The sequence below is a fragment of the Pseudomonas sp. PsB genome (assembly GCF_043658375.1).
Classification (GTDB): domain Bacteria; phylum Pseudomonadota; class Gammaproteobacteria; order Pseudomonadales; family Pseudomonadaceae; genus Aquipseudomonas; species Aquipseudomonas putida_Z.
In genome coordinates this window covers 233,512-254,869 of the sequence record NZ_JBIGLU010000002.1, presented here as the reverse complement: position 1 = coordinate 254,869, position 21,358 = coordinate 233,512, and the positions used below count along the sequence as shown (strand labels likewise).

Sequence of the window (21,358 nt, the reverse complement as noted above, 5' to 3'; positions counted from 1 at the left end):
CCGAGCCTTGCCTCGTGGGACGGGCCATGGTTAGCTGCCTAATAATTAGATCTGTTCAATGAGTTGCTTATGCCCCTGACCGACAACCAACACCGCTTCGGCATGCAGCTGGCCCAGATGTCCCGGGGTTGGCGTGCCGAGCTGGACCGCCGCCTGGCCGGGCTCAACCTGTCCCAGGCGCGTTGGCTGGTGTTGCTGCACCTGGCCCGTTTCGAAGATGCCCCGACCCAGCGTGAGCTGGCCCAGAGCGTGGGCGTCGAAGGCCCGACCCTGGCGCGCCTGCTCGACAGCCTGGAGGCGCAGGGGCTGGTACGCCGGCAGGCGGTGCTGGAAGACCGGCGGGCGAAGAAGATTGTGCTGTGCCCGCCGGCCAAACCGCTGATCGACCAGATCGAGACCATTGCCAATCAACTGCGGGTAGAGCTGTTCACCGGGGTTGACGAGGCGGAGCTGCAGGTGTGCATGCGGGTGCATGCCAAGATCCTGGCCAACCTGGAGAAATCCTGAGGGGCCTGGGGCCGCTTTGCGGCCCATCGCGACACAAGGCCGCTCCTACAGGGGATCGCGTACTCCTGTAGGAGCGGCCTTGTGTCGCGATGGGCTGCAAGGCAGCCCCGACGGTTCAGAAGGTATGCCCAAGGTTCAGGTACACCGCCTGCTCATGCGCACTGTTGGCCCCGTAGCTCAGGTTCAACGGCCCCAACGGCGTCTCCAGCCCCAGGAAGATGCTCGCCGCATTGATGTAGCCACTGTCGAACTCGTTGTCGTTGTTCCACGCTCGCCCTCGCTCCAGCGACCCGCCGATGTACAGCGGGAAGTCCAGCGGCACGTAGGCCCGTGGTGTCAGGCGGCGGTAGTAGACCATGCGCATCAGGCTCACGTTCTGCCCCGACACCGAGTCCTGGCGGAAGCCTGACAGCTCCCGCGCGCCACCCAGCACGAAGCTCGACGTCACCACTTCGGTATCATCCAGCGTGCGCCCGTAGCGCCCGCCCAGCACGAAGGTGTTCGGCCCGCTGCTGAGGGCCTTGTCCAGGTTGAACATCCACTGCCGGTAATCCTGGTCGGAATCCAGCGACTGGTCATACTTGCGCAAGGTCAGGCCGATATCCTCGCCGCTGTGCGGGAAGTACACGTTGTCGAGGGTGTCGCACGAGTACTTCAGCTCGTAGAAACCTTCGTTGAAACTGACCTTGGGCAGGTCCTGGTCGCCGATGCGTACCTCGGCCTCGCCCCAGGCCTTGCCCACGCCCAGGCGCACTTCGCCGTTGGTGCCGATCTGCCGCCCCACGTTAAGGCCAAAGCCGTAACGCTCCAGGCGGTACTCGGCCACCGGGTCGTTGTCCAGGGTGGCTTCGATGTTCTGCGAGCTGAAGTCCAGGTACGGCGCGATGAAGTAGCGCGAGCCCACGTCCAGCGGCTGATAGAACTCGCTGTACAATTCCTGCTGGTCGCCGATCTGGCCACGGGTCAACCATTCGGCGCCGAGGCTGTTGATGCCGTTGACCCGGTAGCTGGCGCCCAGGTTGAAGGCGCTGTCGCCGCGCAGGTCGTCCGACAGGTTCAGGCCCAGGCGCAGGTAGTCGGTGCCACCGCGTCGGCCGCGGGCGTTGATCACCAGGGTGTTGTCGTCGCCCTTGTGCACCACGCGGTACTGCACCCGGTCGAAGTAGTCCAGGCCGTACAGCGTGCCCATGTCGGTCTGCAGGCGGCCTAGCTCCAGCGGCGCATCGATCGGTTGGCGGATGTACGAGCGGATGACCTCGTCGCTGACCTTGGAGTCGTTTTCGATCCTGATCGCGGTGATCGTCGGCGTGCGTTGGCGCGGCGAGCGGGCCACGGCCAGGCTGCTGTCACCTTCGGGCTGGCGCAGGGCGGCAAGGCGCGGGTCAAGCAGGCGGGTGGCGCGGTAGCCGGCCTCGATCATTTCCCGGGCGCGGCCAAAGTCGGTGACGCCAAAGGCGGTCAGTGGTGGCTGGATGAGGATGTCGTCGCGGTGCAGGCTGGCCAGTTGTTCTTCCGAGTTGCGCCGGGTCATCAGGGTGATCGACTGGTTGAGCACATCGACCACCGTGGCCAGCTGCTTGCGGTCACGCAGCGGGGTGCCGATGTCGACCACGATGGCCAGGTCCACACCCATTTCGCGGGCGACGTCCACCGGGATGTTGTCGACCATGCCGCCGTCCACCAGCAGCCGGCCGTCCAGTTCGACCGGGGCGAACACCGCCGGGATCGACATGCTGGCGCGGATCACCTGGGGCAGGTGGCCACGGCGGAACACCACCTTTTCGCCACTGGCGATGTCGGTGGCCACTGCGCGGAAGGGAATGGGCAGCTTGTCGAAGTCACGGGTGTCGGCGGTGTGCGCCAGCTTGCTTTCCAGCAACAGCGCCAGGTTCTGGCCCTGGATCACCCCCAGCGGCAGCCCCAGGCTGCCGTCGTCGCGAAAGCTGAGCTTCTGCTTGACCAGGAAGTCGCGGTCATCCTGCTTGCGCCGGAACGGCACGTCCTTGCGCGGCGGGGCATCGGACAGCGCCTGTTGCCAGTCGAGGGTGGTGGCGAGCTTTTCCAGCTCTTCGACACTGTAGCCCGAGGCATACAAGCCGCCGACCACAGCGCCCATGCTGGTGCCGGCGATGGCGTCGATGCGCACGCCCTGTTCCTCCAGGGCCTTGAGCACACCGATGTGGGCCAGGCCACGGGCCGCGCCCCCCGACAGCACCAGGCCAACCTTGGGCCTGGCCGGTTCGGCGGCGAATACCGTGAGGGAGGTGAGGGTGAGCAGGAAACAGAACAGCAAACGGCGCATCGTGAGTCTCAAACCGTGGGCTAAAGACCGCTAGTATAAGCGGCCCCTCACCTGGAGATGCCTCACCATGGCCGACAGCAAACCGGAAATCGTCATCACGTATTGCACCCAGTGCCAATGGCTGCTGCGTGCCGCCTGGCTGGCCCAGGAACTGCTCAGCACCTTCACCGACGACCTTGGCCGGGTGGCCCTGGAGCCTGGCACCGGCGGTATCTTCCGCATCACCTGCAATGGTGTGCAGATCTGGGAGCGCAAGGCCGACGGTGGTTTCCCCGAGGCCAAGGTGCTGAAGCAGCGGGTGCGCGACCAGATCGACCCGCAGCGTGACCTGGGCCACAACGACGGCTGAATCAGGCGCCCTCGGCCAGCGGCCGCTGCCTGGGCGGTTGCTCGGCGGCCAGGCGGCTGGACAGCACGATGGCGAAGATGATCAGCGCGCCGCCCAGCAGCATGCGCAGGGTCGGGGTTTCGGCGAACACCACCCAGGCCACGGCAATGCCGTAGACCGGTTCCATGCCGAACACCACGGCGGCGGTGCGCGCCTTGATCACCGACAGGCTGGCGACGAACAGGCTGTGCGCCACGCCGGTGCAGAAGATGCCGAGCAGAGCGATCCACAGCCAGTCCATGGTGGCTACGCCGGCCAGGTCCGGTGCCGCGAACGGCAGCAGGCACAAGCCCACCACCAGGTTCTGCCACTGCGCCGCCTGCACTGCAGGCAGACGGCCGGAGCCTGCGCGGTTGGTGAGTGACAGCAGGGAGAACAGCAGCCCCGACAGCAATGACCAGAGCAGGCCGCCGGTGGCTTCACTGGCCAGGTCGAATGCCGGTGTGACCAGTACCAGGCCGATGCTGACCAGCAACACCAGCAAAGCCTCGTTGCGGCGGATGCGTTCGCGGAACAGCAGGCCTTCGAGGATCACGGTAAAGGCCGGGAAGCTGGCGAAGCCGAGGGTGGCGATGGCCACGCCGGCGACCTTTACCGCGATGAAGAAACTGACCCAGTGCCCGGCCAGCAGCACGCCGCCGAGCAGCAGGCGGCGGGCGTCCTGGCCGCTCAGGCGTTGCCAGCCCGGCCCGGCCAGGCTGGCGAACAGGGCCAGGGCGAGCACGGCGAAGGCGGCGCGGCCGAAGACGATGATCGCCGGGCTGGCGCTGGCGGCCAGTTTGCCGAAGACGCCGGTGAGGCCGAAGAACAGCGCGCCGATGTGCAGGGCGCCGAGGGCGGTGCGGTGGTTCATGGGTGGTCCTTGCTCAAGATCTCTACTGGCTGTGCCGGCCTCTTCGCGGGCATGCCCGCTCCCACAGGTACTGCACAGGTGTTGAAAACGGTGCAACACCTGTGGGAGCGGGCGCGCCCGCGAAAGGGCCGGTACAGGCTCAGTGTATAGGCACAGAAGAATGCATTCTGTCGCAAGGCTAGTGTGAGTTGTCGCCAGACTCTCGCCGCAATGCCAACGGCGTACACCCGAACGCCCGCAACATCGCCGCCGAAAACGCACTCTGCGAGCTGTACCCCACCTGCGCCGCAATCTCCCCCATCGGTAGCAAGGTCTGCATCACCAGCCGCCGCGCCTTGAGCAAGCGCCGCTGGCGAATGTAGTCCATCGGCGTCATCCCGCATTCTGCGGTAAAGCGCGCATGCAGGCGGGCACTGGACAACCCGGCGATGCGCGCCAGGTCAGCCACTTGCAGCGGGTAGGCGGCATGCCGCTCGATATGCGCATCGAAGGCGGCATAGGGCAGGCGCTGGCTGGCTGCGACGCTGGCTGCTGCCGTGGGGTTGAGGCTGGCCAGCAGCAGCGCTGCCCCTTGCCGGGCAATCAGCGGGTCGTGCATGGGGCTGGTCGCCAGCCAGTCAACCAATTGCTGCTGACGCTCGTCCAGGCCCAGGGCGGCGGGGCGGTCGAGCAGGCGGCGGCTGGCATCGGCATGTTCGCCCAGTTGCTCGCGCAACCAGTGGTCCCCTGGTACATCCAGCACCAGGCAATCGCTGCCGCCATCGCTGGCGCAGGTGTGATGGGCGCCCGCCGGTACCACGATCAGCCCCTGTCGATCGATCCCGGCGCCATGCCCCTGCACCTCGAACTCCAGGCGCCCGCGCAGGCCGAACACCAGTTGCGGGTGTTCGTGGCTGTGGGCGATCAGGCTGTCGCGGTAATGGCGCAGCGAGAGGATCGGGCCGGCGGTCATGGGGAGAGTCGTCCTCGCAGGGCAGAACCGCATTGTGCCTCATTCCCTGCAGTCCATCACTCGTAACGGTTTTGCCACTGCGCTGTCATCCGCGCCTGCCAGTCTCCAGCAAACTGCGCCGGAGCCTGCCCATGACCCATGCCGAACTGTCCCGTCCCTCGCGCAAGCAACGCGTGCGTACCCTGTGGATTTCCGATGTGCATCTGGGCACCCGCGACTGCCAGGCCGAACACCTGTCGCAGTTCCTCAAGGGCTACCAGGCCGACCGCATCTACCTGGTGGGCGATATCATCGATGGCTGGAAGCTGCGCGGCGGAATCTACTGGCCTCAAGCCCATACCAACGTGATCCGCCGCCTGCTGACCATGAGCAAGCGCGGCACCGAGGTGATCTACGTCACCGGCAACCATGACGAATTCCTGCGCCGTTACTCCAAGCTGATGCTCGGCAACATCCAGCTGGTGGACGAGGCCGAGCACCTGACCGCCGATGGCCGCCGCCTGCTGGTGATCCATGGCGACCAGTTCGACGTGATTACCCGTTACCACCGCTGGCTGGCGTTCCTCGGTGACCGTGCCTACGAGTTCACCCTGGTGCTCAACCGCTGGCTCAACCACTGGCGTGCCCGCTATGGATACGGCTATTGGTCACTGTCGGCGTACCTGAAGCACAAGGTCAAAGGCGCGGTGAACTTCATCAGCGACTTCGAGGATGCCATTGCCCACGAGTGCACCCGCCGCGGTTTTCATGGGGTGGTGTGTGGGCATATCCACCATGCCGAGATTCGCCAGGTGGGGGAGGTGGAGTACCTCAATTGCGGGGATTGGGTGGAGTCGTGCACGGCGCTGATCGAGCATTGGGATGGCACGATCGAGCTTTATCGGCTGGCGGAGGCGCAGGCGCGGGAGGCGCAGGCAGCGGCGGCGGTGCGCGAACCGGCGTAGGGGTTGAGGGCCAAGGGGGCTGCCTTGCAGCCCTTTCGCGACACAAGGCCGCTCCCACAGGCCGCAAAGCGGCCCCAAAAAATCTACAGGCTGATCTTGCCCAACAGGATATCCCTGAACATCACGAAATCCCCGATCAGGCTATACAGCGGATGGGTAAAGGTCGCAGGCCGGTTCTTTTCGAAAAAGAAATGCCCGACCCAGGCAAAGCCGTAGCCGAACACGGGCAAGGCCAGCAGCAACAACCATTTGCCACTGCCGATGATATAGGCCAGCAGGGCTATCACCAGGCTGGTGCCGACGAAGTGCAGGCGGCGGCAGGTGGGGTTGCTGTGCTCCCCCAGGTAGTAAGGGTAGAACTCGGCAAAACTGCGAAACTGCGCTGTGCGGTTCATGACAGTGCTCCGGGATTAATACTTCTGGACAAGATGCACGGCGTGGAGCCCGAATCGAGTCTAGAGTGACTGGCGAGGCCTATCAGTGACAATAGGCGCCAATTGAATATCCTTGGGGTTCACCGCAGGAGCGGTCAGCATAAATGCCTGTCATGAGCGAAAGAACCACGTCAGCCAGCTGGGCATCAGGGATCGTGAAGGCACTCGAGCTGGAAGGGCTGGACTGCCGGGCCATGTTCAAGCAGCTGGGGCTGGATTTCGCTGCCCTCGACGACCCCGACGCGCGCTTCCCCCAGGACTCCATGACCCGGCTGTGGCAACTGGCAGTGGAACTGTCGGGCAACGAGGCCATAGGCCTGAACATGGCACGGGTGGTGCGCCCGGCGTCGTTCCATGTGGTGGGCTATGCGTTGATGTCCAGCCGCACCCTGGCCGAAGGCTTCGAGCGCCTGGTGCGTTACCAGCGCATCATCGCCGAAAGCTCCGACCTCAGCTTCGTCCTCGGCCCCGAGGGTTATTCGCTGATCCTGACCGTACACGGCGACCATCTGCCACCGACCCGGCACAGTGCCGAGGCATCGCTGGCCTGCGCGCTGGCGCTGTGCAGCTGGCTCAGCGGTCGGCCGGTGCAACCGCGCCGGGTGCTGGTGCAGGGGCCGCAGCCAAAGAATATCGAGCCGTACAAGGTGGCGTTCCATTCGCCGCTGGTGTTCGGTGCGCCGCACGATGCGCTGGTGTTCGAGCGCGCCGACATGGAGGCGCCGCTGCCCACCGCCAACGAAGCCATGGCCATCCTGCATGACCGCTTTGCCGGCGAATACCTGGCGCGCTTCTCGGAAAGCCGGGTCACCCACCGCGTGCGCCAGGTACTGTGCCGCATCCTGCCGCAGGGCGAGCCCAAGCGCGAAACCCTGGCCCAGGCCCTGCACCTGTCCCAGCGCACCTTGCAGCGGCGGCTGCAGGAAGAAGGCACCAGCTTCCAGACCCTGCTCGACGATACCCGCCGCGAATTGGCCGAACAGTACCTGGCGCAGCCAGGCATGACCCTGCTGGAAACCGCCTACCTGCTGGGTTTTGCCGACCCCAGCAACTTCTACCGGGCGTTCCGCCGCTGGTTCCATGCCACACCCAGTGAGTACCGCGCCCGCCTGGGTGCCGAGCCCGAGGTGGTCAGTGACGCCAGAACGCCGGCATGCACAACACTAGCACGGTGATGATTTCCAATCGGCCGAGCAGCATGCCGCTGGCGAGAATCCACTTGGCAGCGTCCGGCAGCGTGGCGTAGTTGCCTGACGGGCCGATCACTTCACCCAAGCCCGGGCCCACACCCGAGACCGTGCCGGCAGCGCCGGTCAGGGCGGTCATCCAGTCCACGCCAAGCAACGACAGCAGCAGCGCCATGACGCAGATGGTGATGGCGAAGAAGAACGAGAAAGTCAGGATCGAACGCACGATTTCTTCGTCGAGGCGGTGGCCGTTGTACTTCTGCTTGATCACCGCGCGTGGGTGGATCAGCTGGTTGAGGCTGGCCTTGAGCAGGATGTAGGCGACCTGGAAGCGGAAGATCTTGATGCCACCCGCCGTCGAGCCGGAGCAGCCGCCGACGAAGCCCAGATAGAAGAACAGCATCAGCGAGAAGTTGCCCCACAGGCTGTAGTCACCCAGGGCGAAGCCGGTGGTGGTGACCACCGAAGTCACGTTCAGCGCCACGTGGCGCAGGGCATCGAGCCAGTGCAGGTTGGTGGTGGCCCAGTACCAGGTGCCAAGCACCAGCCAAGTGACTACCAGCATGCCCAGCAAACCCTGCACCTGCTGGTCGCGGATCAGTGCCTTGCGGTTGCCGCGCAGGGTTGCCACGTAAAGGGTGAAGGGCAGGCTGCCGAGGATCATCACCACCACCGCGACCCAGTGCACGGCCGGGATATCCCACTTGGCCAGCGACTGGTCGGAGGTGGAAAACCCGCCAGTGGAAATCGCCGACATGGCGTGGTTGATCGCATCGAACGGGCTCATGCCGGCCCACCAGAATCCCAGCGCGCCCAGGATCGAGAAGCCGACGTATACCCCCACGATCGACTTGGCGACCATGTGCGAGCGCGGCATGACTTTCTCCGAGCGGTCGGACGATTCGGTCTGGAACAGGCGCATGCCACCGATGCGCAGCAGCGGCAGGATCGCTACCGCCATGCCGATGAAGCCGATGCCGCCGAGCCAGTGCAGCATCGAACGCCACATCAGGATGCCCGGTGACATGTTGTCCAGCCCGCTGAGCACCGTGGCGCCGGTGGCGGTAATGCCCGACATGCTTTCGAAGAAGGCGTCGGTGTAGCTGATGTGCTGGGTCAGCAGGAATGGCAGGGCGGCGAACACGCACACCACCAGCCAGCTGCTGACGGTCAGCAGGTACATGTCGCGCGGGCGCAGGTGCACATGCTCGGGGCGGCCCTGGAGCACCAGGGCCAGGCCGGCAATGAAGGTGATCAGGCTCGACCAGAGGAACGACGGCATGTCACGGGTGCGTTCGAAGATCACCAGGGTCGCCATGGGCACGGCCATGCTGACGGCGAGGGTAATCAGGAAGATGCCGATGATGAAACCAATGATCCTTAAGGTCGGCAACGCCATGTGATCTGCTCTGACTCGAAACGGAAGGGCGCCATTCTACCTATGGGTCTGGTGATGTAAACGCTAGAATGGCGGCACATTTACCTGCCAGGAGGGTAGCCGATGGAGGCTCTCGACGCATTGCTCAACCGTGTTTCCGTGCCACGCCTGACCGACCCGGCGCCCAATGCCGCCCAGCGCGAGGCGCTGTTCCAGGCCGCCCTGCGCGCTCCGGACCACGGCCAGCTGCGGCCGTGGCGCTTTCTCACCATCGAGGGCCAGGGCCGCGAGAAGCTGGGTGAGCTGTTCGCCGAAGCGCTGCAGCACAAGGGGGATGCCAGCCAGGCTGCCCTGGACAAGGCCCGCGCCATGCCCCTGCGGGCGCCGTTGCTGATCGTGGTCGTTGCCAAGCTGCAGGACCACTTCAAGGTGCCCAAGTCCGAGCAGCGGCTGGCGGCAGGCTGTGCGGCGCACGGCATTCTGATTGCGGCGCATGCGCAAGGTATCGGTGCGGTGTGGCGCACTGGGGACATGGCTTTCGATGCCCATGTGCACAAGGGCCTGGGGCTGGCCGCGAACGAGGAGCTGATCGGGTATCTGTATGTGGGTACGCCGCTGACCGAGCCGCGCACCGCGCCGATTCTGGAAACCGCTGATTTCGTCAGTGCCTGGGGCGAGTAACGCGGCCTTGGGCTGATTGCTCCATAGGGGCAGATGGCCTCTTCGCGGGCTCGCCCGCTCCCACAGGTACTACACAGGCCTTGAAGGCAGTGTTGTACTTGTGGGAGCGGGCAAGCCCGCGAAGAGGCCGGATGCATTTACATCAAATCAACTGCCTGTCGCTTCAGTCACAGGCAACTCCAGCCGCGCCACAAAGCCCCCCTGTGGATGGTTCTCCAGCACCAGGCTGCCACCATGCCGCTCTGCCGCCTTGCGTGCAATCGCCAGCCCCAGCCCATGCCCCGGCGCATCCTGCCCCGGCGCACGGAAGAACGGTTCCCCCAGCTGCGCCAGGTGTTCCGCCGCCGCTCCCGGCCCATGGTCACGCACGCTGATCACGATACGATCCTGCTCGCGCATGGCGCTGACTTCGATTGGCTGGCCCTGCGGGTTGAAGCGCAGGGCGTTGCGCAGCAGGTTGTCCACGGCACGCTCGATCAGCGTTGGCCAACCCTGCAAGGTCAACCCCGGTTGTGCCTCCAGGCGCACGTCCTGCTCTGGTGCGCTGAGCTGGGCGTCCTTGCGCACGCTGCCGAGCAGGGCGTTGAGGTCGACCGGCTCGGCATGGGCCTGTTCGGCATCGACCCGCGCCAGGGCGAGAATTTCGCTGATCAGGTCTTCCAGACGGTCGCATTCGCGGGTCAGGCGTGGCCACAGCGCCTCACGCTGCTCAGGCTCGGCGCGCTCGGCCAAGGCCAGGGCGATACGCAGCCTGGCCAGCGGCGAGCGCAGTTCATGGGACACATCGCGCAGCAACTGGCGCTGGCTGCCGATGGTGCTTTGCAGGCGCGCCCCCATCTTGTTGAAGTCCTTGGCCAGCACGCCGAACTCGTCACGCCGCGCCGCCAGCTGCGCCAGGCTGTTCTGCTGGTAGGTGGTCTGGCCCAGGTCATGCACGGCGCTGCGCAGGCGGCTGAGCGGGCGGGTGATGGACAGGGTCACCAGCAGGCTGAACAGGGTCAGCACCACCAGGGCAATGCCCAGCGCACTGAGCGGCCACAACAGGCTTTCGCGGTGCCAGGCATCCAGCGCCGGGTGGGGGATGCGGTAGATCAGCAGGTACGTCTCGCCGGTGTCGGGGCTGGTGTATTCCTCGGTCAACCGGCGCCACGGCAGGCGCCGCTGGTCATTGTGCTGGCGTGCCTCGAAGGCCGCCGCACGGCGCGGGAAGGTGCCGGGCACCACGGCTTCGCCACTGTCGTCGAGCACCTGCACGTCGATCTTGTAGCGGTCCTTGCGCCGTTCCAGGAAGTGCTGTGCCGAAGCCAGGCCTTCCTGTTCGTAATGCTTGGCCCACTTGCTGGCCAGGGTATTCAGGCCCGGGTGGCGGCTGAGGATCCAGGCGTCCTGGTTGAGCATATGGCCCAGCAGGATCGACAGGCCCGCAACCAGGGTGATGGCCAGCCAGAAACTGGCCAGGATGCGCCAGAACAGTGAACGCAAGTGCACCTCCTGCAAACAAGAAAAGCCCGGCTCGCACTGAGGCGGGCCGGGCATCGGGCGGACAGCTTACTGGGCCTTGTTGCCTTTTTCAGCTTTCCAGGCCTGGAACTCCTGCCACTCGGCTTTCTGTGCGGCGCGTTCCTTCTGCAGTTCGTCGAACTTCTTCTGCTGCTCTGGCTTGAGCAGGGCACGGACCGCGCTGTCGGTCTTGTCGCGGTTGGCCTGCAGTTCGTCCTTCAGCGCCTTCTGGTCGGCGGCCGGCAGTTTGGACAGGTAGCGCTCGGTGATGTCGCGGCGCTGTTTCATCTGCTCGCCCATCAGTTTGCCGATCTGCTGGCGCTGGTCACGGCTCAGGTCCAGTTGGTGGAAAGGCGCATCACCGCGATGATGTGGGCCGTCGTGGCGCGGGCCGCCTTCAGGCATGGCCATGGCCACGGTCGGCAGGGCGGCGGCGAACATCAGGGCGATAAGGGTCTTGCGCATGGTGTCTCTCCTTTCATGGGCCGGTGGTTACCGGATGAGCACAGTCTAGGGAGATCACCGTCAAGCGCGGTCAGTGGATGGTAAAGGCTCGGTAAAGATGTTCAGAGGCAGTAGTAATAACCACGGCTGCGCAGGGCGACGATGCGCGGCCGGCCATCGGCGTGGGGGCCGATCTTCTTGCGCAGGTTGCTGACGTGCATGTCCAGGCTGCGGTCGTACAGGGTCAGCTTGCGGCCCAGGCCGATCTGCGCCAGTTCCTGCTTGTCCAGCGGCTCGCCGGGTTGGCGCAGCAGGGCTTCGAGAATGCGGCTTTCGGACAGGGTCAGGGTCATTTCGCGGCCATCGATGCTGGCCACGCCACGGGCAGGGCTGTAGACCAGGTCGCCCAGTTCCACCTGGCTGGTGGTGGCGGTGGGGTGGCTGCGGCGCAGCACGGCACGCAGGCGAGCGGTGAGTTCACGCGGGTCGCAAGGTTTGGCCAGATAGTCGTCGGCGCCCAGTTCCAGGCCGAGGATGCGGTCCAGCGGCTCGCCGCGGGCCGAGAGCATCAGCACCGGCAGTTCGGCATGCTCGCTGCGCAACTGCTTGAGCAGTCCCAGGCCACTGCCGTCGGGCAGCATCACGTCCAGCACCACGGCCGCCGGGGCATGCGTGGCCAGGGCCTGGCGTGCGCTCTGGCCATCGTGGCAGGCGCGCACGGTAAACCCTTCCTGGGTCAGCCAGCTGCCGAGCAGCTCGCACAGCTCCTGGTCATCATCTATCAGTAACAGCTCGCTCATGACTCACTCAATTCAACCATTGACGGCGGCTATTCGGCCCGCCAGTGGCAAAGATACCGCAGACTGATGGCAACAGTATAACTGCCGGTACCGCGTGGGCTTCTTCGCGGGCTTGCCCGCTCTCACAGGTAACCCACAAACCTCAGGACCTGTGGTGTCCCTGTGGGAGCGGGCAAGCCCGCGAAGAAGCCCACGCCGTCTCAGATCAAGGCAGCACTTGCTTGAACGGCTTTACCACCACCTTGTCGTACACGCCCGCGGCAATGTAAGGGTCGGCATCGGCCCAGGCCTGCGCCGCGGCCAGGGAGTCGAACTCGGCAACTATCAGGCTGCCGCTGAAACCCGCTTCGCCCGGGTCGTTGCTGTCGATGGCCGGGTGCGGGCCGGCCAGTACCACGCGGCCCTCGGCCTTCAGCTGCTGCAGGCGTTCGATGTGCGCCGGGCGGGCGGCCAGGCGCTTTTCCAGGGAGTTTGCGACGTCGCTGGCGATGATGGCGTAGAGCATGTCAATCCTTGGGTTTGGAGGTAGAAGGGTCGTCGTGCAGGTGGCGCGACAGGTACACGCCCTGCGCTACCAGGAACATCACGGTCATGCCCAGGCTGCCGAACACCTTGAAGTCGACCCAGAAGTCCTGGAAGGTGAAGGCGACGAACAGGTTGGCCGCGCCACAGAACAGGAAGAAGCCGATCCAGGCCAGGTTCAGGCGGGTCCAGATGGCATCGGGCAGGCTCAGGGCGTGGCCCATGATGCGCTTGATCAGCACCCGGTCGCCGATGAAGTGGCTACCGGCGAAGCCCAGGGCGAACAGCCAGTTCACCACCGGCGCCTTCCACTTCAGGAAGGTTTCGCTGTGGAAGGTCAGGGTCAGGCCGCCGAACACCAGGCAGGCTACCAAGGTCAGCCACTGGCCCTTTTCCAGCTTGCGCTGGCGCAGGAACAGCGCGCCGTAAACCACCAGCGAGCTGATGATCAGCATGGCCGTGGCGCTGTAGATGCCGCCGAATTCGAAGCTGTGGCCGGCGACTTCCATGGGGCGCGGGTCGAGCTTGTAGACGATGAAGAACAGCAGCAGCGGGATGAAATCGATGAATTGTTTCACAATGGCAGCCAGAATCGGGATGTGACGGCATAATAACAAACATCGATTCCAGCGAAAGCGCTCCTCCATGAATGTTGATCTGCACTGTCACAGCACGGCCTCCGACGGCGCCCTGTCGCCCTCGATACTGGTCGCCCGGGCCCATGAGCATGGGGTGCAAACGCTGGCACTGACCGACCATGACACCATCGAAGGCCTGCCCGAGGCGCGCCAGGCGTGCCGCGACAAGGGCATGCACTGGGTCAGCGGGGTGGAGCTGTCGTGCACCTGGGGTGGCGCGACCATCCATGTGCTGGGCTATGACTTCCCGCTCGACGCGCCGCCCCTGCAGGCGGCGATCGAAGCGCTGCACCGTGGCCGCTGGCTGCGCGCCGAAGAAATCGACAAACGGCTGGCGGCCAAGGGCATGCCCGGTACCCTCGACGGCGCCCGCGCCGTGCAGCACGAACTGGGCGATAGCGGCAACGCCCCGGCGCGCCCGCATTTTGCCGAGTACCTGGTGCGTGCCGGGCACGTCAAGGACCGCGGCGAGGCGTTTCGCAAATGGCTGGGCGCCGGCAAGCTGGGGGACGTCAAGCAGCACTGGCCTACCCTCGATGAAACCGTCGCCACCCTGCGCCAGTCCAACGCTTGGGTGAGCCTGGCGCATCCCATGCACTACGATCTGACCCGCAGCAAGCGCAGAAGGCTGATTGCCGACTATATTCAGGCAGGCGGGCAGGCGCTTGAAGTGGTCAACGGGATGATGCCTGCCGAGCAGGTGGGCACCATGTCCATCCTCACCCGTGAGTTCGGCCTGCTGGCAAGCGCTGGCAGTGACTTCCACGGCCCCGGCACCTGGGGCGAGATCGGTGCCTACCGGCCTTTGCCCGAGGACCTGCCACCTCTGTGGCGCCGATTCAGCCATGAACAGCCTTTGGCGGTATGAACAGGACGACTACGTGAGCCAATTTTTCCAGATTCATCCGGAGAACCCGCAGCAGCGCCTGATCAAGCAGGCCGTCGAGATTATCCGCAAGGGCGGTGTGGTGGTGTACCCGACGGATTCGGCCTATGCGCTGGGTTGCCAGATGGGTGACAAGGCGGCCATCGAACGGGTGCGGCGCCTGCGCGGGCTGGACAAGACCCACAACTTCACCCTGATGTGCTGCGACATGTCGCAGCTGGGGTTGTACGCCAAGGTCGATACCGGCACCTTCCGTCTGCTCAAGGCACATGTGCCGGGGCCTTACACGTTCATCCTCAATGGCACGCGCGAAGTGCCGCGCCTGCTGTTGCACGATAAACGCCGCACCATCGGGCTACGGGTGCCGGCCCATGCCATCACCCTGGCCTTGCTGGCTGAACTGGGCGAGCCGTTGATGAGTGTGAGCCTGATCCTGCCGGGCGACACCGAGCCGATGACCGACCCTTACGAGATCCGTGAGCGCCTGGAGCACCATGTCGACCTGGTGATCGACGGCGGTTTCGGTGACCTCAAGGCATCGACCATCATCGACCTGTCCGGTGATGAACCCGAGCTGGTCCGTGAAGGCTGCGGCGACCCCACGCCGTTCCTGGTCAACGCGTGAGCCAGGTGGAAGCGCCCGAGGCGCCGGCCGAACAGGCCGAGTTGCCTCGCCAACTGCAATTGGCCCTGGTCTATGGCGAAGCCCTGACCGAGCTGCCGCTGGACCTGTACATCCCGCCGGACGCCCTGGAAGTCATCCTCGAAGCCTTCGAAGGCCCGCTGGACCTGTTGCTGTACCTGATCCGCAAGCAGAACATCGACATCCTCGACATCCCGGTGGCGGAAATCACCCGCCAGTATATGGGCTACGTGGAACTGATGAAGAGCGTGCGCCTGGAGCTGGCCGCCGAATACCTGGTGATGGCTGCCATGCTCGCCGAGATCAAGTCGCGCATGTTGCTGCCGCGCTCGGCCGACGTCGAGGAGGAGGAGGGCGACCCGCGCGCCGAACTGATCCGCCGCCTGCAGGAGTACGAACGCTTCAAGGCCGCCGCCGAAGGTATCGATGAATTGCCACGGGTTGGCCGCGAGGTGGTGGTGCCGCGCCTGGAGGCGCCGCAGGCCAAGGTGCGCAAGCTGTTGCCCCAGGTCAGCCTGGAAGAGCTGCTGGTGTCGATGGCCGAGGTGATGCGCCGCAACGACCTGTTCGAAAGCCATCAGATCACCCGCGAGACCTTGTCCACCCGCGAACGCATGAGCCAGGTGCTGGAACGCCTGAAAGGTGGCGGTTTCGTGCCGTTCGTCGAGCTGTTCGCCGCCGAGGAAGGCAAGCTGGGCGTGGTGGTGACCTTCATGGCGATTCTCGAGCTGGTGAAGGAATCGCTGATCGAACTGGTGCAGAATGAACCCTTCGCCGCCATCCACGTGCGGCTTCGCCCCGCGCTTGTTGAAGAACCTGATGAACCTGAATGAACCCCGCGACCTGGCGTCGCTGATCGAAGCCTTCCTGCTGGCTTCGGGCAAGCCGCAATCCCTGGAGCGCCTGTACGAACTGTTCGAGGAAGCCGAGCGACCGGAGCCCAAGGTCTTCAGGCAGGCTCTGGAGCTGCTGGGCAAGTCGTGCAATGGCCGTGCCTTCGAGCTCAAGGAGGTGGCCAGCGGTTACCGCCTGCAGATTCGCGAGGACTTTGCGCCGTGGGTCGGGCGCCTGTGGGAAGAACGCCCGCAGCGCTACTCGCGCGCGCTGCTGGAAACCCTGGCCCTGATCGCCTACCGCCAGCCCATCACCCGTGGCGAAATCGAGGATGTGCGTGGCGTGGCGGTGAACAGCAACATCATCAAGACCCTGATGGAGCGCGAGTGGATCCGCGTGGTCGGCTACCGCGAAGTGCCCGGGCGGCCGGCGATGTTCGCCACTACCAAGGCGTTTCTCGACCATTTCAACCTCAAGAGCCTGGACGAGCTGCCAGCCTTGGCCGAGCTGCGGGAAATGGAGCCCGAGCCGCTGCTCGACCCGGACGATGCGCCAGTGCCGGCGCACCTGCAGGCATTGGCGGATGCCAGCCTTGGGGAAGAGGAACAGGTTGCCGAACCGAAGGAGGAGACCAGCTTCCGTAGCCTGCTGGTGGAGCTGGATGCCATGGAAGAGGGGCTGAAGACCGATTTCGATGATTTGCGCGAGGAAGAGGCTGAGGCCTCGATGGAAGAAGAGGGCAAGTCACTGCCCTGATTCCTTTGTTGCCTGTACCGGCCCATTCGCGGGCACGCCCGCTCCCACAGGGATATCACAGGTCCTGAGGGCTGCGCAGTACCTGTGGGAGCGGGCGTGCCCGCGAAAGGGCCGGCCATGCCAATACATAACCATTAGGCAGAAACCCCTCTCAAAGCCCACAAAACCCTCTACCCTCCAGTGCGTTCCCCCGCCGAACCGCGTATGATGCGCGGCCTTTTGGCGCGTTCGTCGCCAGAACCCTTATTTCATTCCTACACCGGGAGGTGCCCAGATGAGTGAGCAAGACCTGCAAGATACCGAAATCACCCCTCCATCCGGCGAAAAGCTGCAGAAAGTGCTGGCGCGCATTGGCGTTGGCTCGCGCCGTGACGTCGAGGCCTGGATCAGCCAGGGCCGCATCAAGGTCAACGGCGTCGAGGCCACCCTCGGCCAGCGCGTCGACCTGCACGACGCCATTGCCGTGGATGGCAAGTTGATCAAGCGCGAAGAGGCCGCCGAGGCCACCCGTCGGGTGATCATGTACAACAAGCCCGATGGCGAAATCTGCACCCGTGACGACCCGGAAGGCCGCCCGACCGTGTTCGACCGCCTGCCACGGCCGAAAGAAGGCCGCTGGATCAACATTGGCCGCCTCGACATCAACACCACCGGCCTGCTGCTGTTCACCACCGACGGTGAACTGGCCAACCGCCTGATGCACCCGTCCTACGAGATGGACCGTGAGTACGCGGTACGTGTGCGTGGTGAGGTCGACGACGAAATGATCGAGCGCCTGAAGGCCGGCGTGATGCTGGAAGATGGCCCGGCCAAGTTCACCGACATCCAGAAGGCACCAGGTGGCGAAGGCTTCAACCACTGGTACCACTGCGTGGTGATGGAAGGCCGCAACCGTGAGGTGCGTCGCCTGTGGGAGTCTCAGGGCATGGTGGTCAGCCGCCTGAAGCGCGTGCGTTTCGGCCCGGTGTTCCTCAACTCCGACCTGCCGATGGGCCGCTGGCGTGAAATGAGCCAGGGCGAAATCGACATCCTCGCTGCTGAAGTTGGCCTGCAGCCGGTGGCGCTGCCAGCCATGAAGCTCAAGGCCAAGGACAAGATGGAGCGCCTGCAGCGCAAGTCGACCCGCCCGCTGGGCCGTGGCGAGCGCGTGCGCAGCCTGCGCCCGGCTCACGAAGGTGCTGCTGCCGGTGAGCGCCCGGCGCGCCAGACGCGTGAAGAGGCTCCGCGCAAGACCGGCCGTGGCAGCACCGTGGCCGAGCGCCCGAGCGAGATGCGCAAGCGTCCGGCCAAGCCTGAAGGTGACAAGCCGGCAGGGCGTGGCCGCGGCAAACCGCGTGGTTGATTGGCCTGTGTGGTAATCGAGAAACCAGCCTTCGGGCTGGTTTTTTTATGCCTGTCAGATTTTGGGGCTGCTTTGCAGCCCATCGCCGGCAAGCCAGCTCCCACAGGGTCACCACAATGGCCGCACCTGTGATCATCCTGTGGGAGCTGGCTTGCCGGCGATGGGCCGCAAAGCGGCCCCAAGATATTGAACAAAAAGAATTTTCGGACGACTGGCAAGTTCCCGAACCACTCTGTAAAGAAAATTGTACGAATGTGGTCGGTTTCAGCCAGGATTTCAGATTAGGTCGAATCGTGTAAACAAACCTTGCCGCCGACCCCTCGTCAAAACAGCCAGCCAAGCCCCGCCCACCCTTGCTCAAAGCCCCGCCCCACGGTGTTATAGCCGCCATTGCCGTGTGCAAAAGCCTGTCCACAGAGCCAGGCTGACAAAACAACAAATGGAGGCGCCATGTACGCCGATCACTCCGCCTTTCAAGGCCCACACCACAGGATCGCTGCGTTTTTTCCCGAGGAAACGATGCAACGCGTTGACGCCTGCGCGTTTGCAGGGGTATACAGTGCGCCGCGTTTTACCTGTGACTCCCTTGCGTACCGCGCACTCTTGATCACGCCTGGTTGACCCGCCCCGGCGGCACCTGAGGTCAGGAAACCCAAGGTAACCACCTTGCCCATTCCGCTGCGCCACGAGCGCGGTGGGTCCGATTCCGTCACAGATAAAAACAATGCAGGTGACTTCGTTCATGAGTGGACAAAACATGCATTCAGGCGAGCTCAAGCGGGGCCTGAAGAACCGCCATATCCAGTTGATCGCCCTCGGCGGTGCGATTGGTACCGGCCTGTTCCTCGGCTCGGCAGGCGTGATGAAATCCGCTGGCCCGTCGATGATCCTTGGCTACGCCATCTGCGGCTTCATCGCCTTCATGATCATGCGCCAGCTCGGCGAAATGATCGTCGAAGAGCCGGTGGCCGGCTCGTTCAGCCATTTCGCCCACACCTACTGGGGTGGTTTCGCCGGCTTCCTGTCGGGCTGGAACTGCTGGGTGCTGTACATCCTGGTGGGCATGTCGGAGCTTTCGGCGGTCGGCAAGTATGTCCACTACTGGTGGCCGGAGATCCCTACCTGGGTCACGGCGGCAGCGTTCTTCGTGCTGATCAACGCCATCAACCTGATGAACGTGAAGTTCTTCGGTGAGGCCGAATTCTGGTTTGCCATCATCAAGGTGGTGGCCATCGTCAGCATGATCGGCCTGGGTGCCTACCTGCTGACCAGCGGCAGCGGCGGCCCTGAAGCCACCGTGGCCAACCTGTGGTCGCACGGCGGCTTCTTCCCGAACGGTGTCAGCGGGCTGGTGATGGCCCTGGCCTTCATCATGTTCTCCTTCGGTGGCCTGGAAATGCTCGGCTTCACCGCCGCCGAGGCCGACAAGCCGAAGACCGTGATCCCCAAGGCGATCAACCAGGTCATCTACCGTATCCTGATCTTCTATGTCGGTGCCCTGGTGGTGCTGCTGTCGCTGACCCCATGGGACAACCTGGTCGCCAGCATCGATGCCTCCGGCGGCAGCTATGGCAGCAGCCCGTTCGTGCAGGTGTTCTCGCTGCTGGGCAGTGACGTGGCTGCGCACCTGCTGAACTTCGTGGTCCTGACTGCAGCGCTGTCGGTGTACAACAGCGGCACCTACTGCAACGCCCGCATGCTGCTGGGCATGGCCGAACAAGGTGACGCCCCGGCATCGTTGGCCAAGGTCGACAGCCGCGGTGTGCCGGTGCGCTCGATCCTGGCGTCGGCAGGCGTGACGCTGATCGCGGTGCTGCTCAACTACCTGATGCCGCAAAACGCGCTGGAGCTGCTGATGTCGCTGGTGGTGGCCACCCTGGTGATCAACTGGGCGATGATCAGCTACTCGCACCTGAAGTTCCGCCAGCACCTGGACCGCACTGGCCAGAAGCCGCTGTTCAAGGCGCTGTGGTACCCCTATGGCAACTACATTTGCCTTGCGTTCGTGGTGCTGATCCTGGGCATCATGGCGATGATCCCGGGTATCCAGGTGTCCGTGTATGCGATCCCGGTGTGGCTGTTCGCCATGTTCGTGGTCTACATGGTCAAGCCGCGCCGCAGGGCGCAGGCGCTTGGGGCTGCTGGTAGCGTGGCCAAGTAAGGCGCTGCGTCGATAGAAAACCCGAAGCCGGGTGACTGGCTTCGGGTTTTTTGTTGCCTGTGCCGCCCCTTTCGCGGGCACGCCCGCTCCCACAGGATCACCACAGGTTCCAGTTCAGCGCGGTCCCTGTGGGAGCGGGCGTGCCCGCGAAAGGGCCGGTACAGGCAGCCCAGACATTCAGATCTGCTCCAGCAACCAACTGCGAAACGCCCGCAGCGACGGCAATGCCTCATTGCGCGGTGGGTAGATCAGGTAATAACTGCGCTGGCTGGCAAATGCCACCCCGGGGCTGTACAGCTCACCCTTGGCCAGTTCTTCCTCCACCAGTATGCGCGGCACCAGGCCGATGCCGATCCCGGCGCGTACCGCCTGGATCAGGTGCGAGGTCAGCTCGAAGCTCGGCCCCAGGCGCATCGCCCGGTGCGCCAGGCCATGGTGTGAAAACCACTCGCCCCAGGCATGCGGGTTGTTGGCCACATTCAGCAGCACCTCTTCACTGATGCGTGCAGGGCTCCAGCCCTGGCTGTCCGCACCAGCCTCCGGCGGCAATATCACCACCAGTTCCTCGGCATGCAGGCGATGGCAGATCAACCCCGGCAGGTCGTGACTGGCCACGCCGATGGCGGCATCGATCTCGCTGGTGTCGAAGTTGATGGCTTCGATGCGTGAATGTATGTGCACCAGCATGCCCGGGTGGGCGCTGTAGAAGGCGTGCAGCCTTGGCAGCAGCCATTTCGAGCCGAACGTGGGCAAGGTGGCCAGGCGCAAGGTGCCCACCCCCGACTGGTAGGCCAGTGCCTGCAAGGTGGCGCTGCGAATGCGCCCCAGTGCCTCGCTCAGCTCGCGCTGGTACAGGCGGCCGACGTCGGTCAGCTGCACCTGGCGCCCCTCGCGGCGGAACAGGGTCAGGCCCAGTTGCTGCTCCAGCGCCTGCACCTGGCGGCTGACCGCGCTCTGGGTCAGCGACAGCTCGGCGGCGGCGCGGGTGTAGCTTTCATGCCGGGCGGCAGCCTCGAAAGCCAGTAGCAGCGACATGGATGGGGTCAGATGGCGGTAATTCATTCATGAAAGTCATTAATAGCGGCAGGATTATCCGTTTGCCCCTGAAGCGAAACTACAGGAACATTGGCCTGCACGTCACCTCCGCATGCCATCACCCATGCCGGAACGACAGGAATCCCGTGAATTAGCCAATATCAAGAGGCC

At 64.5% G+C, this 21,358-nt stretch carries 22 protein-coding genes; 11 read left to right on the top strand and 11 right to left on the bottom strand.

The features are described 5' to 3' along the window. Positions 1–69: 69 nt before the first annotated feature. A complete protein-coding gene (locus ACGLHT_RS05965) occupies positions 70–507 on the top strand; it encodes a MarR family transcriptional regulator (protein ID WP_046614656.1) in 438 nt (145 codons plus the stop codon). Positions 508–622: 115 nt separating this feature from the next. Here the strand turns inward: ACGLHT_RS05965 and ACGLHT_RS05960 are convergent, their stop codons facing one another. Next, positions 623–2,809, bottom strand: a complete 2,187-nt coding sequence (locus tag ACGLHT_RS05960; RefSeq protein ID WP_274120179.1) for a patatin-like phospholipase family protein — start codon at positions 2,807–2,809, stop codon at positions 623–625. Positions 2,810–2,876: 67 nt separating this feature from the next. On the opposite strand from ACGLHT_RS05960, the gene ACGLHT_RS05955 reads away from it, so the two are divergent. Beyond that, positions 2,877–3,158: a SelT/SelW/SelH family protein gene (locus ACGLHT_RS05955; protein ID WP_274120180.1), complete on the top strand. Its 282-nt coding sequence runs from the start codon at positions 2,877–2,879 to the stop codon at positions 3,156–3,158. 1 nt (position 3,159) lies between these two features. On the opposite strand, the gene ACGLHT_RS05950 is transcribed toward ACGLHT_RS05955, so the two are convergent. Continuing rightward, on the bottom strand, positions 3,160–4,050 hold the full coding sequence (locus ACGLHT_RS05950) for a DMT family transporter (RefSeq protein ID WP_274120181.1): 891 nt from the start codon (positions 4,048–4,050) through the stop codon (positions 3,160–3,162). 178 nt (positions 4,051–4,228) lie between these two features. Continuing rightward, positions 4,229–5,002 (bottom strand): AraC family transcriptional regulator, encoded by a 774-nt coding sequence (locus ACGLHT_RS05945; RefSeq protein ID WP_085691671.1) that lies wholly within the window; start codon positions 5,000–5,002, stop codon positions 4,229–4,231. A gap of 131 nt (positions 5,003–5,133) precedes the next feature. On the opposite strand from ACGLHT_RS05945, the gene ACGLHT_RS05940 reads away from it, so the two are divergent. Beyond that, on the top strand, positions 5,134–5,946 hold the full coding sequence (locus ACGLHT_RS05940) for a UDP-2,3-diacylglucosamine diphosphatase (RefSeq protein ID WP_085589115.1): 813 nt from the start codon (positions 5,134–5,136) through the stop codon (positions 5,944–5,946). A gap of 83 nt (positions 5,947–6,029) precedes the next feature. On the opposite strand, the gene ACGLHT_RS05935 is transcribed toward ACGLHT_RS05940, so the two are convergent. Continuing rightward, positions 6,030–6,341 (bottom strand): DUF962 domain-containing protein, encoded by a 312-nt coding sequence (locus ACGLHT_RS05935; RefSeq protein WP_025340141.1) that lies wholly within the window; start codon positions 6,339–6,341, stop codon positions 6,030–6,032. A gap of 152 nt (positions 6,342–6,493) precedes the next feature. Here ACGLHT_RS05935 and ACGLHT_RS05930 point away from each other — a divergent pair, with 152 nt between their 5' ends. Next, the gene (locus tag ACGLHT_RS05930; protein WP_025340140.1) at positions 6,494–7,555 is read left to right on the top strand and encodes an AraC family transcriptional regulator; all 1,062 of its coding nucleotides are present in this window, start codon (positions 6,494–6,496) and stop codon (positions 7,553–7,555) included. Here ACGLHT_RS05930 and ACGLHT_RS05925 read toward each other — a convergent pair. Then, positions 7,512–8,966, bottom strand: coding sequence for a TrkH family potassium uptake protein (locus tag ACGLHT_RS05925; RefSeq protein WP_013973677.1), 1,455 nt, complete (start codon positions 8,964–8,966; stop codon positions 7,512–7,514). The genes ACGLHT_RS05930 and ACGLHT_RS05925 overlap by 44 nt on opposite strands. A 102-nt stretch (positions 8,967–9,068) precedes the next feature. Between ACGLHT_RS05925 and ACGLHT_RS05920 the strand changes: the two genes are divergently transcribed. After that, on the top strand, positions 9,069–9,626 hold the full coding sequence (locus tag ACGLHT_RS05920; protein ID WP_025340139.1) for a nitroreductase family protein: 558 nt from the start codon (positions 9,069–9,071) through the stop codon (positions 9,624–9,626). 147 nt (positions 9,627–9,773) lie between these two features. Here ACGLHT_RS05920 and ACGLHT_RS05915 read toward each other — a convergent pair whose 3' ends face one another. The 5 genes from ACGLHT_RS05915 to ACGLHT_RS05895 form a co-directional block, all read right to left on the bottom strand. Next, positions 9,774–11,114, bottom strand: coding sequence for a HAMP domain-containing sensor histidine kinase (locus tag ACGLHT_RS05915; protein ID WP_085691668.1), 1,341 nt, complete (start codon positions 11,112–11,114; stop codon positions 9,774–9,776). A gap of 60 nt (positions 11,115–11,174) precedes the next feature. Next, positions 11,175–11,591, bottom strand: a complete 417-nt coding sequence (locus ACGLHT_RS05910; RefSeq protein WP_137164566.1) for a Spy/CpxP family protein refolding chaperone — start codon at positions 11,589–11,591, stop codon at positions 11,175–11,177. A gap of 101 nt (positions 11,592–11,692) precedes the next feature. Next, positions 11,693–12,370, bottom strand: coding sequence for a response regulator transcription factor (locus ACGLHT_RS05905; RefSeq protein WP_274120182.1), 678 nt, complete (start codon positions 12,368–12,370; stop codon positions 11,693–11,695). Positions 12,371–12,575: 205 nt separating this feature from the next. Continuing rightward, positions 12,576–12,875 (bottom strand): YciI family protein, encoded by a 300-nt coding sequence (locus ACGLHT_RS05900; RefSeq protein ID WP_015271283.1) that lies wholly within the window; start codon positions 12,873–12,875, stop codon positions 12,576–12,578. Between the two features lies 1 nt (position 12,876). Then, a complete protein-coding gene (locus tag ACGLHT_RS05895) occupies positions 12,877–13,470 on the bottom strand; it encodes a septation protein A (RefSeq protein ID WP_003259096.1) in 594 nt (197 codons plus the stop codon). Between the two features lie 67 nt (positions 13,471–13,537). Here ACGLHT_RS05895 and ACGLHT_RS05890 point away from each other — a divergent pair, with 67 nt between their 5' ends. From ACGLHT_RS05890 to ACGLHT_RS05865, 6 genes are all read left to right on the top strand, one after another. Further along, on the top strand, positions 13,538–14,398 hold the full coding sequence (locus tag ACGLHT_RS05890; RefSeq protein WP_274120183.1) for a PHP domain-containing protein: 861 nt from the start codon (positions 13,538–13,540) through the stop codon (positions 14,396–14,398). 13 nt (positions 14,399–14,411) lie between these two features. After that, complete coding sequence (locus ACGLHT_RS05885; RefSeq protein WP_038408376.1) at positions 14,412–15,041, top strand: L-threonylcarbamoyladenylate synthase; 630 nt, start codon at positions 14,412–14,414, stop codon at positions 15,039–15,041. Between the two features lie 125 nt (positions 15,042–15,166). Beyond that, the gene (locus tag ACGLHT_RS05880) at positions 15,167–15,892 is read left to right on the top strand and encodes a ScpA family protein (RefSeq protein WP_162276787.1); all 726 of its coding nucleotides are present in this window, start codon (positions 15,167–15,169) and stop codon (positions 15,890–15,892) included. Further along, positions 15,879–16,649: an SMC-Scp complex subunit ScpB gene (gene scpB / locus ACGLHT_RS05875; protein ID WP_274120184.1), complete on the top strand. Its 771-nt coding sequence runs from the start codon at positions 15,879–15,881 to the stop codon at positions 16,647–16,649. The genes ACGLHT_RS05880 and scpB overlap by 14 nt, the downstream gene beginning before the upstream one ends. A 274-nt stretch (positions 16,650–16,923) precedes the next feature. Further along, positions 16,924–17,991 (top strand): 23S rRNA pseudouridine(2605) synthase RluB, encoded by a 1,068-nt coding sequence (gene rluB / locus ACGLHT_RS05870; protein ID WP_274120185.1) that lies wholly within the window; start codon positions 16,924–16,926, stop codon positions 17,989–17,991. A 742-nt stretch (positions 17,992–18,733) separates the two neighbouring features. After that, the gene (locus ACGLHT_RS05865; protein ID WP_170978866.1) at positions 18,734–20,152 is read left to right on the top strand and encodes an amino acid permease; all 1,419 of its coding nucleotides are present in this window, start codon (positions 18,734–18,736) and stop codon (positions 20,150–20,152) included. 177 nt (positions 20,153–20,329) lie between these two features. Here the strand turns inward: ACGLHT_RS05865 and ACGLHT_RS05860 are convergent, their stop codons facing one another. Continuing rightward, on the bottom strand, positions 20,330–21,214 hold the full coding sequence (locus ACGLHT_RS05860) for a LysR substrate-binding domain-containing protein (RefSeq protein ID WP_013973663.1): 885 nt from the start codon (positions 21,212–21,214) through the stop codon (positions 20,330–20,332). Positions 21,215–21,358 lie beyond the last annotated feature (144 nt).

What these genes read in the sequence shown, in the direction of transcription:
- ACGLHT_RS05965 (WP_046614656.1), top strand. Translation starts at nt 70, where the DNA reads ATGCCCCTGACCGACAACCAACACCGCTTCGGCATGCAGCTGGCCCAG.
- ACGLHT_RS05960 (WP_274120179.1), bottom strand. Translation starts at nt 2,809, where the DNA reads ATGCGCCGTTTGCTGTTCTGTTTCCTGCTCACCCTCACCTCCCTCACG.
- ACGLHT_RS05955 (WP_274120180.1), top strand. Translation starts at nt 2,877, where the DNA reads ATGGCCGACAGCAAACCGGAAATCGTCATCACGTATTGCACCCAGTGC.
- ACGLHT_RS05950 (WP_274120181.1), bottom strand. Translation starts at nt 4,050, where the DNA reads ATGAACCACCGCACCGCCCTCGGCGCCCTGCACATCGGCGCGCTGTTC.
- ACGLHT_RS05945 (WP_085691671.1), bottom strand. Translation starts at nt 5,002, where the DNA reads ATGACCGCCGGCCCGATCCTCTCGCTGCGCCATTACCGCGACAGCCTG.
- ACGLHT_RS05940 (WP_085589115.1), top strand. Translation starts at nt 5,134, where the DNA reads ATGACCCATGCCGAACTGTCCCGTCCCTCGCGCAAGCAACGCGTGCGT.
- ACGLHT_RS05935 (WP_025340141.1), bottom strand. Translation starts at nt 6,341, where the DNA reads ATGAACCGCACAGCGCAGTTTCGCAGTTTTGCCGAGTTCTACCCTTAC.
- ACGLHT_RS05930 (WP_025340140.1), top strand. Translation starts at nt 6,494, where the DNA reads ATGAGCGAAAGAACCACGTCAGCCAGCTGGGCATCAGGGATCGTGAAG.
- ACGLHT_RS05925 (WP_013973677.1), bottom strand. Translation starts at nt 8,966, where the DNA reads ATGGCGTTGCCGACCTTAAGGATCATTGGTTTCATCATCGGCATCTTC.
- ACGLHT_RS05920 (WP_025340139.1), top strand. Translation starts at nt 9,069, where the DNA reads ATGGAGGCTCTCGACGCATTGCTCAACCGTGTTTCCGTGCCACGCCTG.
- ACGLHT_RS05910 (WP_137164566.1), bottom strand. Translation starts at nt 11,591, where the DNA reads ATGCGCAAGACCCTTATCGCCCTGATGTTCGCCGCCGCCCTGCCGACC.
- ACGLHT_RS05905 (WP_274120182.1), bottom strand. Translation starts at nt 12,370, where the DNA reads ATGAGCGAGCTGTTACTGATAGATGATGACCAGGAGCTGTGCGAGCTG.
- ACGLHT_RS05900 (WP_015271283.1), bottom strand. Translation starts at nt 12,875, where the DNA reads ATGCTCTACGCCATCATCGCCAGCGACGTCGCAAACTCCCTGGAAAAG.
- ACGLHT_RS05890 (WP_274120183.1), top strand. Translation starts at nt 13,538, where the DNA reads ATGAATGTTGATCTGCACTGTCACAGCACGGCCTCCGACGGCGCCCTG.
- scpB (WP_274120184.1), top strand. Translation starts at nt 15,879, where the DNA reads ATGAACCTGAATGAACCCCGCGACCTGGCGTCGCTGATCGAAGCCTTC.
- rluB (WP_274120185.1), top strand. Translation starts at nt 16,924, where the DNA reads ATGAGTGAGCAAGACCTGCAAGATACCGAAATCACCCCTCCATCCGGC.
- ACGLHT_RS05865 (WP_170978866.1), top strand. Translation starts at nt 18,734, where the DNA reads ATGAGTGGACAAAACATGCATTCAGGCGAGCTCAAGCGGGGCCTGAAG.
- ACGLHT_RS05860 (WP_013973663.1), bottom strand. Translation starts at nt 21,214, where the DNA reads ATGAATTACCGCCATCTGACCCCATCCATGTCGCTGCTACTGGCTTTC.